We start from the raw sequence: 12420 nt of genomic DNA, 5'->3' as shown, positions 1-12420 counted from the left end.
GGGCAAGCCCTCAACCCCTACCCCTCTCCTGCGCCAGCCGCCCCATGGCGGCCCAGTCCTCCTCGCCCTGGCCGCTCTCGCAGAGTTCGTCGAGCAGCTGCTGCGCGAGGGGCGCGGCTTGCAGCTGCGCGCCTCCGGCCGCCGCCGTCCGCAGCGCGATCCGCAGGTCCTTGCGCATCAGGCGCGCGCGGAAACCCGGTACGTAATCGCCCTCGATGATGCGCTGCCCGTGCCGCTCCAGCACGAGGCTGCGCGCCGTCCCACCCAGCAGCACCTCCCGCATCACCCGCGGATCCACGCCTTGCGAACGGGCCAGCGCGATCGCGTCGGCGACGCCCAGCAGCGCGCCCGCGATGGCCACCTGGTTGCAGGCCTTCACCGTCTGGCCGGCGCCGGTGGCGCCCACGTGGGTGATGGTCTTGCAGAAGGCCTGCATGGCCTCTCGGCAGGCGGCCAGCGCCTCGGCGGGGCCGCCGACCATGCAGGCGAGCGTGCCGCTTTCGGCGCCCTGCTGGCCGCCGCTGATGGGCGCGTCGAGGAAGTCCACGCCACGCGGCGCCAGCCGCTGCGCGAACGCGCGCGCCGAATCCGCCGCGATGGTGCTCGTGTCCACCACGCAGCTGCCGGCCGCGAGGGACTGCGCCAGCCCCTGCGGGCCGAACAGCACGTCCTCCACCGCCGCATCATCGGAGAGACACAGGAACACGAGCCTGCAAGCCCGCCCGAGCTCCGCCGGCGTCGCCGCGCGCTGCGCCCCCGCCTGCACGAGCGGCCGCGCCGCGTCGTCGCGCCGCGCGAAGACCTGCAGCTTCCAGCCCGCGCGCACCAGGCATTGCGCCATGCCGTGCCCCATCACGCCCAGGCCGATGAAGCCCACCGTGTCGTCCTTGCCGAATGCCTTGGCCATGGTCCTCCAGGATCGCGCCGGATGCGCCCGATAATTATCGGCTGATGCAGTACGAATCCTCCCTGCCCGCGGCGCCCGCCGCCGCCCCCGCCCCCGCCGCGGCCCTGCCCGCGCGCCTGGGCCACATCCTGTGCCTCGACGACTTCGAGCGCGCGGCGCGCAGGCACCTGCCCGGCCCCGTGTTCGCCTACATCTCCGGCGCGGTCGAACGCAACCAGTCGCTGCGCGCCAACGCGCGCTCCTTCGAGAACTACGAGTTCGTCACGCGCGTGCTGGTGGACATGTCGCGGCGGACCACGGCCACCACGCTGCTCGGCAAGCGCTACTCCGCGCCCTTCGGGCTGGCGCCCATGGGCATCTGCGCGCTGTCCGCCTACCGCGGCGACCTGGTGCTCACGCAGGCGGCCGCCGCGGAGAACGTGCCCATGATCATGAGCGGCTCCTCGCTGATCCGGCTGGAGGAGATCGTGGCAGCGAATCCCGACGCCTGGTTCCAGGCCTACCTGCCCGGCGCCGAGACCGAGATGGTGGCCTTGATCGAACGCGTGAAGGCCGCGGGCTACCGCACGCTGGTGGTGACGGTGGACGCCTCGATCGCTTCCAACCGCGAGAACAACATCCGCGCCGGCTTCTCCACGCCGCTGCGCCCGAGCATGCGCCTCGCCTGGGAGGGCATCACGCACCCGCGCTGGCTGTTCGGGACCTTCCTGAAGACGATCGCGCGGCACGGCATGCCGCACTTCGAGAACAACTACGCGCGGCGCGGCGCGCCCATCCTCTCGCCCAGCGTGCTGCGCGACTTCTCCGACCGCGGGCACCTGAACTGGGAGCACCTGCGCATGATCCGGCGGATGTGGCCGGGGCAGCTCGTGGTGAAGGGCATCCTCGACGTGCGGGACGCGCGCCTGGCGGTCGACTGCGGCGCCGACGGCATCATCGTCTCCAACCACGGCGGCCGGCAGCTCGATGGCACGGTGCCGCCGCTGCGCGTGTTGCCCGGCATCGTGGCGGCCTGCCCCGAGGTTCCCGTCATGGTGGACAGCGGCTTCCGCCGCGGCACCGACGTGCTGAAGGCGCTCGCGCTCGGCGCGAAGTTCGTCTTCATCGGCCGCCCCTTCAACTACGCGGCCTCGGTCGCCGGCGAAGCCGGCGTGCGCCGGGGCATCGCCCTGCTGCGCGAGGAGGTTTCGCGCGACATGGCGATGCTGGGCGTCAACACGCTCGGCGAGCTCGATGCGAGCCATCTCCTTCCCACCTCATCCGCCCACTGACATGCCGCCACCAAAACGCGTCGTCCGCTCGGACTACTGGATCGACCCCGTCTTCGAAGCCCGGCTCGCACGGGAGCGCGACGTGTCGCTGGCCGTGTTCGCCGCGCGCGGCGCGCCGGCCGCGGCGTGGGACCTGCTGGCGGCGGCGCACGTGTACCAGATCTCCGCCGCCAAGGACGACCTGCCGCGCGAATGGTTCGCGACGGCCGGCCTGCTGGAGCGCTGCCCCCGGCTGCTGTGCGTGTCCTCCAGCGGCGCCGGCTACGACACCGTCGACGTGGCCGCCTGCACCGCCGCCGGCATCGCGGTGGTGAACCAGGCCGGCGGCAACGCCGATTCGGTGGCCGAGCACGCGCTGGCCATGATGCTGGCCCTGTCGCGCCGCATGATCGAGTGCGACCGCCGCATGCGCCGCGAGACCGGCTTCACGCGCGAGCAGATCATGGGCCACGAGATCCGCGGCAAGACGCTGGGCATCGTCGGCATCGGCAACGTCGGCACGCGGGTGGCGGCGCTCGCCCGCGCCTTCGGGTTGGAGGTGATCGCCTGCGATCCCCTGCTGGCGCCGGAAGAGATCGCGCGCCGGGGCGCCCGCGCGGTCACCCTGGACGATCTGCTGGCGCAGGCCGACATCGTCTCGCTGCACTGCCCGCGCGACGCCGGCACGCTGGGCATGATCGACGCGCAGGCCTTCGCGCGCATGAAGAAGGGTGCGCTTTTCATCACCACGGCGCGCGGCGGCGTGCACGACGAGCAGGCGCTCGTGGCCGCGCTGCGTTCCGGCCACCTCGCCGGCGCCGGCGTGGACGTGTGGGACCGCGAACCGCCGCCGCTGGACCACCCGCTGCTGGCCATGGACAACGTGTTCGCCAGCTTCCACATCGCCGGCGTCACGCACGAGGCGCGCCGCAACGTCGCGCAGATGGCGGCGGACCAAGTCGCTCTGCTGCTGTCGGGCGGGCGGCCGCCGCGGCTGGTCAATCCCGAAGTGTGGCCGGCGTACGAAGCCCGGTTCGCGCGCGTCTTCTCATCGAAGTGAGCCGATCGCCCCGCCCACCTGCTCCAGCCGGCGCCGTGCTTCCTCCGCATCCACGCCCAGCCGCTGCATCGCGATCGCGGTCTTCACGTGGCCGCCAGCCGCTTCCAGCAGCCGCACCGCTTCCTCCCGCGGCACGCCCAGCGTGTCCATCAGGATGCGTTCGCCGCGGTCCTGCAGCTTCTGGCAGGTGACCTGCAGGTCCACCATCAGGTTGCCGTAGACCTTGCCGGTCTGCACCATCGCGGCGGTGCTGATCATGTTGAGCACCATCTTGGTCGCGGTGCCGGCCTTCATGCGCGTGGAGCCGGTGATGACCTCAGGGCCCACCAGCGGCGCGATCACCACGTCGTGCGCCTGCAGCAGTTCCTCCGACGGCCAGGTGCACAGCAGGAACCCGGTGCGGGCGCCGCGCTCGCGCGCGCGCTTCAGCGCGCCGTGCACGAAGGGCGTGGTGCCCGAGGCGGCGATGCCCAGCACGAAGTCGTTCGGGCCGACGCCGCGCTCGTCCATCGCCGCCGCGCCGTCTTCCGGATGGTCCTCGGCGCCTTCCTGCGCGCGCAGCAGCGCCTCGTGGCCGCCGGCGATCACGCCCTGCACGATGTCGGGGTCGGTGCGGTAGGTCGGCGGCATCTCGGACGCGTCGAGCACGCCCAGGCGGCCGGAGGTGCCGGCGCCCACGTAGATGAGACGGCCGCCCTGGCGCAGGCATTCCACCACCAGTTCGATCGCGCGCGCGATGCGCAGGCGCTCGTCGCTCACGGCGGCGGCGACCAGGCGGTCCTCCGCGTTGATGAGGTCCACGATCTCCAGCGCCGACATGCGGTCCACCCGCATGCTGCGCGGGTTGCGCTGCTCCGTCAGCCGCGTGTCGAGCGGCTTGGGCGTGGGGGTGGGCGGCTTGCGCGCGTCCATGGCTCCGGGATCTCGCTCCAGCTTCACTTCAGGCATGTGGATGTCCCATGGTAGAGGCGATCCCATGCTCGCGCCGCCGCGGGGCCATCCCTGTAGGAAGGCCGTGGAATCGTTTGTGGTATCCAGGCCGAAGAGCCAGCCTAGGTCACCCGGAAGTTCAGGAACTGCCAGGGATCGTCCGGATCGGCCGGCTCGGGGAACAGCCGGCTGCGGTCCTGCAGGGGCGTCCAGTCGCTCCATACGCCCACCAGTTCGCCCAGGTACGGCGCGGCCGCGTCCATCACGACGCGGTAGTCGATCTCGTCCGGCTCGACGATGCCGCGCTCCGGATGCCGCAAGGCCCAGGTCATCGCGCCGAGGATGCCCGCCACCACCTGCAGCGAGGTCGCGTTGTTGTACGGCGCGAGCGCGCGCGCCTGCGCGATGTCGAGGCGCGATCCGTACCAGTAGGCGCCGCGCGGATGGCCCATCACCAGCACGCCCAGCTCGTCGCGCCCTTCGGTGATCTCGTCGCGGATGATCCTGTGCCGCGGCTGCAGCGCCCAGTTGCGTCCCGCCAGCTCGTGCAGCGAGGCCACGGCGTCGTCGCAGGGATGGTAGGCATAGTGCACGGTCGGCCGGTACACGGCCTGCCGGCCTTCCCGCACCGTCAGGTAGTCGGCCAGCGAGATCGCTTCCGCATGGGTGACCAGGAAGCCGTGGTAGGGCCCTTCCAGCGGCGTCCAGCTGCGCACGCGGGTGGCGAAGCCGGGGCGGTCCAGCAGGATCGCGGCATCGCTGCCGTAGCCGTGGCGCAGGCCGTCGGCCGGCCAGTGCCACTCGTGCGTTCCCCATCCGAGTTCCGCCGGCTGCAGGCCCTCGGCCACGAAGGCCTCGACCGACCAGGTGTTGACGAATTCGCCGCGCTGCCGCCGGCGGGCGGGCACCTGCGTGTCGCGCTCGGCGACGTGCACCACCTTCACCTGCAGGTCGCGCGCGAGCGCCGCCCAGTCCGCACGGGTCGCGGGCTCCTGCACGGGCAGGCGCAGGTCGGAAGCCATCCGCAGCAGCGCCACCTTCAGCAGCGAGTTGACGAGCCCCGGGTTGGCGCCCTGCGTGATGCAGGCCGTGGGCCCGCGCGGATGGTCGCGGCCGAAGGCCAGCACCTCCTCGCGCAGCGCGTGGTTGGAGCGCTGCGTCGGCGGCAGCTGCGCATCCTGGTAGCGGCCGGGCCAGGGTTCGTTGTCGGCGTCGAGGTAGAACGCGCCGCGCTCGCGGCAGAACGCGATGAGCGCGAGGCTGGAGACGTCGACCGACAGGTTCAGCAGGAAGTCGCCCGGGCCCAGCAGCGGCTCCAGCAGTTCGCGGTAGTTCGATTCGGTGAGCGCGTGGGGCAGGAGCTGCACGCCCAGCGCCGCCGCGATGCCGCTGGCGTCCTCGCCCGGCTTGACGATGCGCACCTGCGCGGGCGGGATGCCCAGCTCGGCGAACAGCACGGGCAGCACGGCCTGGCCGATGCTCCCGAAGCCCAGCAGCACGAGCCGGCCAGCGAAGTTCCCGAGTTTGCGCGCTCGCTCCATGTGCTCCCCGACGAATCGCGGCGAGCGTAACGCAGGCGCGCGCCGCCGGGGGGCGCGCTCAGCGTACCGCCACCCACAGCAGCGACACGCCCGAGCAGAGCATCAGCCCGTCGATGAGCGAGCGGTAGGCGCCGGGCGAGAGCGCGAGCACGACGAAGCGACCGACGAAGGAGCCGGCCATCAGCGTCAGCCCGACCAGCAGGCCTTGCAGCACGACCTCCAGCGGCAGGGCGCCGAAGGCCTGGAAGGTCGCGACCTTGGCGACGTACACGCCGATCGAGCCCGCGGCCTCGGTGCCGAGGAAGGCGCCGCGCTCCAGCCCGTAGAACGTGAACAGCGGGACGGTGATCGGGCCGGTGGACACCACGAGGCCCGTGAGCAGCCCGATCGGCGCGCCCAGCAGCGCGAGGTGCGTGGCCGTGAGCCGGAAGGACCGGTGGGCGAGCCAGCGCCGCACGGGGATCAGCGACAGGAAGAACACGCCCAGCGCGAGCTCGGCCACGCCGGGCGGGATGGTGAGCAGCAGCCGCGCGCCGAGCATCGCGCCGGGCACCGCCGTGGAACAGTAGGCGCCGCAGGCGCGCCAATCGATATCGCGACGCCAGGCGAGCACGCGCCCGAGGTTGCCCATGATCGCGGCCACGGCCATGATCGGCACCGCCTCGCGCGGGCCGAACATCGCCACCAGCAGCGGCATGAGCACCAGCGAGGAGCCGGTGCCCACGATGCCGCCGATGGTGCCGGCGAAGAGCCCGGCGCCCAGGACGAACAGGAACTCCAGGCCGGGGCTCAGTCGGGGATCTCCGGTTCCACGAGCCGCGCCAGGTGGGCGAGCGACTCCTGCCAGCCGAGGTAGCAGGCCTCGACGGGGATCAGCTCCGGGATGCCTTCCTGCACCACGTGCATCTCGGTGCCGACCGCGACGGGCGTGAGCGTCACGGTGGTCTGCATCTCGCCGGGCAGGTGGGGATCGTCGAAGGCCGAGGTGTAGCGCAGCCGGTGGTTCTTCTCCAGCTCCAGGTAGGTGCCGCCGAAATGGTGGCTGTGGCCGCTGCCGAAGTTGGTGAAGGACATGCGCCAGCGGCCGCCGACCTCGGCGTCCATGCGGTCGACCTTGCCGGTGAAGCCGTTGGGCGGCAGCCAGCGGGCCATGGCGTCGGGTTCGATGAAGGCGCGGTAGATGCGCTCGGCGGGGGCGCGCAGCACGCGGTGGAGGCGGACGGTGGACATGGTGGCGTTTCCTGGAAGCAGAGGACGGCCCTCTGCACGGACGACGAAGCACTATGGCGGAAATCGACAAGGCGGCGCACGGGGAAACCCTGAGGTGCGGCGGCCGGAAAGCCATGCAAATGCGCCGAAGATGCACTCCCACCGCGGCGGCTGGCGCCGCGGGAACGACCACCCACCCGCCATGAACGAACTCTGCCGGCTGAGCGCCACCCAGGCCGTCGCGCTGCTGCGGCAGCGCGAGGTCTCGCCGCTCGAGATGGTCGATGCGGCCGCGGCGCGCATCGCCGAAACCGACCCCGTGCTCAACGCGATGCCCATCCTGTGCCTGGACCGTGCGCGCGAGCAGGCGCGGCGCCTGATGGCGGAAGGCCGCCGCGAGCGGCCGCCGCACTTCCTGCACGGCCTGCCGATCGCCGTGAAGGACAACGTGCACGTCGAGGGCGTGCGCTGCACCATGGGTTCGCCCATCCTGGCCGGGCAGGTCTCGCCGCGCTCCGACATCGTGGTGCAGCGGCTGGAGGCGGCGGGCGCGCTGGTGATGGGCAAGTCCAACATCCCGGAGTTCGCGGCCGGCGGCAACACCTTCAACGAGCTGTTCGGCGTCACGCGCAATCCCTGGAACGTGCAGCGCACGCCGGGCGGCTCCTCCGGCGGCACGGCCGCCGCGCTCGCGTCGGGCCAGGTGTGGCTGGGCACGGGCAACGACTTCGGCGGCAGCATCCGCCTGCCTTCGAGCTTCTGCTCGCTGGTGGGCCTGCGGCCCACGGCCGGCCTCGTGCCGCGCATCCAGAAGCAGCCGTATTCGCCGCTGAACGTGGAGGGGCCCATGGCGCGCAGCGTGGCCGACTGCGCGCTGATTCTCGAGTGCGAAGCCGGCGCGCATCCCGACGATCCGCTGTCGGCGCCGGTGGTTGCGGGTTCCTTCCTGCAGGCCGCCGCGCGGCCCGAGCCGCCGCGCTCGCTCGCCTTCAGCCTGGACCTGGGCATCTTCCCGGCGCTGGACCCCGAGGTGGCGCGCGTGTGCGCCGACGCGGCGAAGCGCATCGCGGCGGCCGGCTGCCCGGTGGAGGAAACGCACCCGGACCTGCTGGAGGCCGACCGCACCTTCCGGACGCTGCGCGGCGCGGCCTTCGTGGCCAACATGGGGCCCTTCCTGGAGCAGCACCGCGAGCGGCTCAAGCCCGAAGTGATCCGCAATGCAGAATTCGGGCTGGGCCTCGGCGCCTCCGACATCGCCCGCGCCGAGGTCGCGCAGGGCGACATCGTGCGCCGCATGGCGGCCTTCTTCGCGCGCCACGAGGTGCTGGTGTGCCCGACCGCGATGACGCCGGCGATCCGGGTGGAGCAGCGCTACCTGGAGAGCCTCAACGGCGTGCCGCTGGAAGGCTACCTGGGCTGGCTGGTGAGCACCTGCGCGATTTCGGTGACCGGCTGCCCCGTGCTCGCCCTGCCCTGCGGCTTCACGAGCGAAGGCCTGCCGGTCGGGCTGCAGGTGATCGGCCCCGCGCGCGGCGAGGCGCGCCTGCTGCAGATCGGCGCCTGGCTGGAACAGGTCCTCGCCGTCGCGCCGGCCACGCCGATCGATCCGCGCGGCACGCCGGCCGGCTAGCGGAAAACCCGACTACACCCTGCACCACTCCGCGACCCGCTGCGCCAGGTCCATCCACAGCGCCCAGGCCGCCGTCGCGGCGAGCAGCAGGCCGGCGAGGCGCGTGCCGCGGTCGCCGCGCCAGCGGTTGCCCCATTGCTGCAGGCGTTCCCATGCGGCGGGGCCGAGGCCCAGCGACAGTCCGCTGCCGACCGCGAACAGCGCCATGCTCGCCGCGCCCTGCAGCGGCCCGCCCGAGAGCGAAGCCACCAGCAGCGCGGAATACAGCAGCCCGCAAGGCATGAAGGCCCACAGCGCGCCGGTGGCGAGCAGGCCGCCGCGCCTTTGCGCCAGCGGGCGCACGCGCGCCCACACGCCGCGGCCCGCGGCTTCGACCCAGGCGGGCTGGCGCGCCTGTGCCAGCAGCATCAATCCCCACAGCAGCACCGCGACATGGAACAGCGTCCACAGCGGCCGCAGCACCGCCGCGTGCGCCGACAGCGCGGACAGGCCTTGCGCGAATCCCGCGACGACCGCGCCGGCGACTGCGTAGCCGAGCAGCCGCCCGCCCTGGAAGGTCCACATGCCGCGCGCGGGCCGCACGCCCGCGCCGCGCACCACGCCGCCGCAGGCGGCGCCGCACATGGCGAGGCAGTGGGGCCCGCCGGCGAGCCCCATGAGGAAGGCCGTGCCGGCCAGCGTCAGCGACATGGCGCGTTCAGATGATGCGCGAGAAGCGCGCGCGGTTGCGGTCGGCCTGCAGGTACTTGTCGAACAGCATCGCGACGCCGCGCACGAAGAACCAGCCCTGCGCCGTCACCTGGATGCCGGTGTCGTCCACGATCACCATGCCCTGCTCCTGCAGCTCCTTCATCTGCTGCATCTCGGCGGCGAAGTAGCCGCGGAAGTCCAGCAGCCAGGCGGCCTCGATCGATTCGAACACCACCTGCCCCTGGCACATCAGCGCCATGATCACGGCGCGGCGCGCCAGGTCGTCGCGCGAGAGCGCGAGACCGCGGTTGACGGGCAGCCGCCCGTGCTCGACGTGGTCGCAGTACTCCTCCAGCGTCTTGGCGTTCTGGCTGTAGGTGGCGCCCACCTTGCCGATCGCGGAGACGCCCAGGCCGATCAGGTCGCAGTCCGGCTGCGTGCTGTAGCCCTGGAAGTTGCGGTGCAGCCGGCCCTGGCGCTTGGCCACGGCGAGCGCGTCGCCCGGCAGCGCGAAGTGGTCCATGCCGATGTAGACGTAGCCGGCGCTCAGGAAGGCGGCGAGCGCCTGCGACAGCATGGCGATCTTCTCGCCGCCCTGCGGCAGTTCGGCCGTGGCGATGCGCCGCTGCGGCTTGAAGCGCTCCGGCAGGTGCGCGTAGCCGTAGAGCGCGATGCGGTCCGGCCGCAGCGTGGCCACCTGCGACAGCGTGCGCGCGAAGGACTCGGGCGTCTGCTTGGGCAGGCCGTAGATCAGGTCCACGTTGATGGAGTCGAAGCCGATGCGGCGCGCGTCGGCCATCAGGGCGGCGACCTGCTCGTAGGGCTGTACGCGGTGCACCGCCTTCTGCACGTCCGGGTCGAAGTCCTGCACGCCGAAGCTCAGGCGGTTGAAGCCGAGGTCGGCCAGCGCCTGCAGGCGCTGCGCGTCGACGGTGCGCGGGTCGATCTCGATCGAGCACTCGGCGCCCGGCGCGACGGCGAAATGGCGGCGCAGCATCGCCATCAGCTCGCCCAGCTCCTCGTCGGACAGGAAGGTGGGCGTGCCGCCGCCCAGGTGCAGCTGGCTGACGGCCTGGCCGGTGCCCAGCACCTCGGTGTGCAGTTCCACCTCGCGCGCCAGGGTGCGCAGGTAGCTCGCCGCGCGGTTCTTGTGCTTCGTGATGATCTTGTTGCAGGCGCAGTAGTAGCACAGCGATTCGCAGAACGGGATGTGCACGTACAGCGAGAGCGGCAGCGCCATGGCCGCCGGGCCGGCGCGCCGCTGCGCGAGCGCCTGCCGGTAGTCGGCCTCCGTGAAGGCCTCCACGAAGCGGTCCGCCGTGGGATAGGAGGTGTAGCGCGGGCCGGGGACGTCGTACTTGCGCAGCAGGTCGGGGGAAATGAGGGCGGTCATCGGGGGGTGCTCCAGGCCCTCACTGTGCGCCGGGCGAAGGCCGGGCCGGTTGACCTGCGTCAACCGCGCCGGCGGGCCGGCCCGGACAATTTGATCCGGATCAGAGGCCACACCATGCACCCAGACGCCCACGAGAACCCGCCGCCCGATGACGCGAACGACGCCGCGCAAGGGCTCGCCGCCACCAGCATGAAGGTGGCCTGCTCCGCCTGCAGCCTGCGCGAGCTGTGCATGCCCGTGGGCCTGTCGCCGCAGGAGCTGGCGAAGATCGACCAGCTGATCACCACCCGCCGCAAGGTGCCGCGCAAGTCGCCGCTGTTCCGCACCGGCGAGCCCTTCCACGCGCTGTACGCGATCCGCACCGGCGTGTTCAAGACCTGCGTGACCACCGAGGACGGGCGCGACCAGGTGACCGGCTTCCAGATGGCGGGCGAGATGGTGGGCCTGGACGGCATCGTCAACGACCGCCACACCTGCGACGCGATCGCGCTGGAGGACGCGGAAGTGTGCGTGCTGCCCTTCGACCGCATCGGCGAGCTCTCGCGCGAGGTCGGCGCGCTGCAGCACCACCTGCACCGCGTGATGAGCCGCGAGATCGTGCGCGAGCACGGCGTGATGCTGCTGCTCGGCACGATGCGCGCCGAGGAGCGCGTCGCCGCCTTCCTGCTCAACCTGGTGCAGCGGCTGCAGGCGCGCGGCTTCTCGCGCTCGGAGCTGGTGCTGCGCATGACGCGCCAGGAGATCGGCAGCTATCTGGGGCTGAAGCTGGAGACCGTCAGCCGCACCCTGTCGCGCTTCGCGGCGGAAGGGATGCTCGAGGTCGTGCAGCGCCACGTGCGCATCGTCGACGTGGAGCGCCTGCGCGCGCTGCTCGCGCAGCCGGGCAGCGTCTTCTAGCGGTCTTCCGACCCGGCGCGTCGTCTTTCGCCGATGCGGCGCCCGCCGGCGCGCGTCCATCCTTGCCGCAGCCGGTTGCCGGCGAAGGAGAACGGGATGGATGCACGAGCCCTGCGCTGCCTGGTGGTCGCCGCCGCCGCGGTGCTTTCGCTGCCGGCCCCGGCGCAAGCCGAAGCGCAGGCCGGGGCGCAGCGATGCCAGCTGCCCGCTTCGGACGGCGATCCGCTGGGCGACCGCGAAGGCCTGCTCGCGCAGTACGAGGCCCTGCCGCAATCCTGCCTGCAGGAGATCTTCCGCGCCTGCAGCCATGCCTCCAGCCGCAGCCTGCTGGATTTCGGCAGCGCCGCCACCTGCTCCTTCGGCTACGAGGCCCTGCTGAAGCGCGGCTTCGGCGGGAACTTCCGCGCGCTGATGGCCTGGTGGGACGGCGAACGCCGCACGGCACTGCAGTAGCGCCAGCCCTGTAGGCGCCGGACGACGGCAGCGCGCGGCCCTCGTCGCCTGCCTCGGCGGGGGTGCCGTCCCCATCTGCAGTTCATTGCACTACAGGAGTCACGCATGAACAAGCACCAGGTGAAGGGCATGACCAACCAGGCCACCGGCGAAATCAAGCAGCAGGTCGGCAAGCTGACGGGCGACCGCAGCACCGAGGCGCGCGGCCACGCCCGCGAGATGAAGGGCAAGCTGCAGAAGGACCTGGGCGACGCGAAGGAACGCGTGCGCACGGACGACGAGGAGCTGCAGCGCACGACGACGACGCGCCGCTGACGGCTCGTCATCCCCGCGGAGGCGGGGACCCAGGGAATGCGCCGCGCTGCGGCGCATTTTCTTTGGACGCCCTGGGTCCCGGTGGTCTCAACCGGTCAACGCAACGCCATTGATTTTCTCGTTAAGGACGTCCACAGGGAAGCGC

13 protein-coding genes are annotated in these 12420 nt (G+C 72.1%); 6 read left to right on the top strand and 7 right to left on the bottom strand.

Going from position 1 to position 12420, the window contains the following annotated elements; translation table 11 throughout:
- Nucleotides 1-10: 10 nt before the first annotated feature.
- Nucleotides 11-907 (bottom strand): NAD(P)-dependent oxidoreductase, encoded by an 897-nt coding sequence (locus tag ACY0MJ_RS21255; protein WP_462640552.1) that lies wholly within the window; start codon nt 905-907, stop codon nt 11-13.
- Nucleotides 908-951: 44 nt separating this feature from the next.
- On the opposite strand from ACY0MJ_RS21255, the gene ACY0MJ_RS21250 reads away from it, so the two are divergent.
- Nucleotides 952-2178: an alpha-hydroxy acid oxidase gene (locus tag ACY0MJ_RS21250; protein ID WP_462640551.1), complete on the top strand. Its 1227-nt coding sequence runs from the start codon at nt 952-954 to the stop codon at nt 2176-2178.
- 1 nt (nt 2179) lies between these two features.
- Entirely contained in the window at nt 2180-3217 is a 1038-nt protein-coding gene (locus ACY0MJ_RS21245; RefSeq protein WP_462640550.1) for a hydroxyacid dehydrogenase, read from the top strand.
- Here ACY0MJ_RS21245 and murQ read toward each other — a convergent pair.
- From murQ to ACY0MJ_RS21225, 4 genes are all read right to left on the bottom strand, one after another.
- Nucleotides 3206-4165, bottom strand: coding sequence for an N-acetylmuramic acid 6-phosphate etherase (gene murQ / locus ACY0MJ_RS21240; protein ID WP_462640548.1), 960 nt, complete (start codon nt 4163-4165; stop codon nt 3206-3208). The genes ACY0MJ_RS21245 and murQ overlap by 12 nt on opposite strands.
- Before the next feature lie 104 nt (nt 4166-4269).
- Nucleotides 4270-5688 (bottom strand): homospermidine synthase, encoded by a 1419-nt coding sequence (locus tag ACY0MJ_RS21235; protein WP_462640547.1) that lies wholly within the window; start codon nt 5686-5688, stop codon nt 4270-4272.
- Nucleotides 5689-5746: 58 nt separating this feature from the next.
- Nucleotides 5747-6469, bottom strand: coding sequence for a sulfite exporter TauE/SafE family protein (locus ACY0MJ_RS21230; RefSeq protein ID WP_462640582.1), 723 nt, complete (start codon nt 6467-6469; stop codon nt 5747-5749).
- An 8-nt stretch (nt 6470-6477) separates the two neighbouring features.
- A complete protein-coding gene (locus ACY0MJ_RS21225) occupies nt 6478-6918 on the bottom strand; it encodes an SRPBCC family protein (protein WP_462640546.1) in 441 nt (146 codons plus the stop codon).
- A gap of 181 nt (nt 6919-7099) precedes the next feature.
- Here ACY0MJ_RS21225 and ACY0MJ_RS21220 point away from each other — a divergent pair, with 181 nt between their 5' ends.
- Nucleotides 7100-8527 (top strand): amidase, encoded by a 1428-nt coding sequence (locus ACY0MJ_RS21220; RefSeq protein WP_462640545.1) that lies wholly within the window; start codon nt 7100-7102, stop codon nt 8525-8527.
- Nucleotides 8528-8539: 12 nt separating this feature from the next.
- Here ACY0MJ_RS21220 and ACY0MJ_RS21215 read toward each other — a convergent pair whose 3' ends face one another.
- Nucleotides 8540-9217 carry a sulfite exporter TauE/SafE family protein gene (locus tag ACY0MJ_RS21215; protein ID WP_462640544.1) on the bottom strand — a complete coding sequence of 226 codons (678 nt, stop codon included), beginning with the start codon at nt 9215-9217 and terminating at the stop codon, nt 8540-8542.
- A 7-nt stretch (nt 9218-9224) separates the two neighbouring features.
- Entirely contained in the window at nt 9225-10610 is a 1386-nt protein-coding gene (gene hemN / locus ACY0MJ_RS21210) for an oxygen-independent coproporphyrinogen III oxidase (protein WP_462640543.1), read from the bottom strand.
- 114 nt (nt 10611-10724) lie between these two features.
- On the opposite strand from hemN, the gene fnr reads away from it, so the two are divergent.
- The 3 genes from fnr (at nt 10725) to ACY0MJ_RS21195 (ending at nt 12275) form a co-directional block, all read left to right on the top strand.
- Nucleotides 10725-11507 (top strand): fumarate/nitrate reduction transcriptional regulator Fnr, encoded by a 783-nt coding sequence (gene fnr, locus ACY0MJ_RS21205; protein WP_462640542.1) that lies wholly within the window; start codon nt 10725-10727, stop codon nt 11505-11507.
- A 96-nt stretch (nt 11508-11603) separates the two neighbouring features.
- The gene (locus ACY0MJ_RS21200; RefSeq protein ID WP_462640541.1) at nt 11604-11960 is read left to right on the top strand and encodes a hypothetical protein; all 357 of its coding nucleotides are present in this window, start codon (nt 11604-11606) and stop codon (nt 11958-11960) included.
- 105 nt (nt 11961-12065) lie between these two features.
- On the top strand, nt 12066-12275 hold the full coding sequence (locus tag ACY0MJ_RS21195; protein ID WP_462640540.1) for a CsbD family protein: 210 nt from the start codon (nt 12066-12068) through the stop codon (nt 12273-12275).
- The last annotated feature ends 145 nt before the right edge of the window (nt 12276-12420 follow it).

The organism is Ramlibacter sp. bp-362, from assembly GCF_054956735.1.
Note: the sequence above shows the minus strand (reverse complement) of the source record. Positions and strands in the feature narration are given on the sequence as shown.

Coding starts and splice junctions, on each gene's coding strand:
- ACY0MJ_RS21255 (WP_462640552.1), bottom strand. CDS start 907: ATGGCCAAGGCATTCGGCAAGGACGACACGGTGGGCTTCATCGGCCTG.
- ACY0MJ_RS21250 (WP_462640551.1), top strand. CDS start 952: ATGCAGTACGAATCCTCCCTGCCCGCGGCGCCCGCCGCCGCCCCCGCC.
- ACY0MJ_RS21245 (WP_462640550.1), top strand. CDS start 2,180: ATGCCGCCACCAAAACGCGTCGTCCGCTCGGACTACTGGATCGACCCC.
- murQ (WP_462640548.1), bottom strand. CDS start 4,165: ATGCCTGAAGTGAAGCTGGAGCGAGATCCCGGAGCCATGGACGCGCGC.
- ACY0MJ_RS21235 (WP_462640547.1), bottom strand. CDS start 5,688: ATGGAGCGAGCGCGCAAACTCGGGAACTTCGCTGGCCGGCTCGTGCTG.
- ACY0MJ_RS21225 (WP_462640546.1), bottom strand. CDS start 6,918: ATGTCCACCGTCCGCCTCCACCGCGTGCTGCGCGCCCCCGCCGAGCGC.
- ACY0MJ_RS21220 (WP_462640545.1), top strand. CDS start 7,100: ATGAACGAACTCTGCCGGCTGAGCGCCACCCAGGCCGTCGCGCTGCTG.
- ACY0MJ_RS21215 (WP_462640544.1), bottom strand. CDS start 9,217: ATGTCGCTGACGCTGGCCGGCACGGCCTTCCTCATGGGGCTCGCCGGC.
- hemN (WP_462640543.1), bottom strand. CDS start 10,610: ATGACCGCCCTCATTTCCCCCGACCTGCTGCGCAAGTACGACGTCCCC.
- fnr (WP_462640542.1), top strand. CDS start 10,725: ATGCACCCAGACGCCCACGAGAACCCGCCGCCCGATGACGCGAACGAC.
- ACY0MJ_RS21200 (WP_462640541.1), top strand. CDS start 11,604: ATGGATGCACGAGCCCTGCGCTGCCTGGTGGTCGCCGCCGCCGCGGTG.
- ACY0MJ_RS21195 (WP_462640540.1), top strand. CDS start 12,066: ATGAACAAGCACCAGGTGAAGGGCATGACCAACCAGGCCACCGGCGAA.